We start from the raw sequence: 719 nt of genomic DNA, 5'->3' as shown, positions 1-719 counted from the left end.
CGTCTACCCCAACAGTGGCTATCTATTCTCAGCGTTAACAGCATCTTTCTGTTGAACTTGGGCTTCCCTTTGTTAACCCTACCCATAACCCTGCATCGCGGAGAAGTTATCGCCCAAACAGACCCCAATGCAGAAGCATTAAGATTATACAGACAGGGAGTTGAACTGTTTCAACAAGGGACAGCAGAATCTTATCAACAGGCAATTGTAGTTTTGGAAAAGGCGTTACAACTTTATCAGCAAGCGGGTAACTTGGAAGGACAAGCTTGGAGTTTGTTAGGACTGGGTAGAATTTCTGATTTATTAGGAGACAAACAGCAGGCGCTCGAATTCTACAACCAATCTCTTCCTTTATCGCGACAGGTGGGCGATATTGCGGAGGAAGCTAACACACTCCGGAATTTAGCCATCCTGAAAGGCAGTCAAGGCAATCTCAGCGAAGCCTTAACCGATATAGAATCAGCTATTAGTATTATTGAAGAACTCCGCACCAAAATTATTAGTCAAGACCTACGAACCTCTTACTTTTCTACTGTTTATGGTTATTATGAATTTTATATTGATTTGTTGATGGAGTTGCACGAACAAAACCCCAATCAAGGTTATGATGCCAAAGCGTTACACGCCAGCGAACGGGGTCGGGCGAGAAGTTTATTAGATATTTTGGCGGAGTCGGGGGCGGATATTAAAAAAGGGGTTGACCCGCAATTGTTGGCAAG

The 719-nt window shown here is 43.8% G+C and carries 1 protein-coding gene; it reads left to right on the top strand.

What is annotated here, in order from left to right; all coding sequences use genetic code 11:
• Positions 1-719 (top strand): tetratricopeptide repeat protein (locus tag M595_RS28240; RefSeq protein ID WP_023069959.1); only part of this gene is annotated, 719 nt, incomplete at both ends.

Origin of the sequence: Lyngbya aestuarii BL J, from assembly GCF_000478195.2 — a bacterium.
Taxonomy (GTDB): domain Bacteria; phylum Cyanobacteriota; class Cyanobacteriia; order Cyanobacteriales; family Microcoleaceae; genus Capilliphycus; species Capilliphycus aestuarii.
The sequence above is the reverse complement of the archived record's forward strand: the minus strand, read 5'-3'. Positions and strand labels throughout refer to the sequence as shown.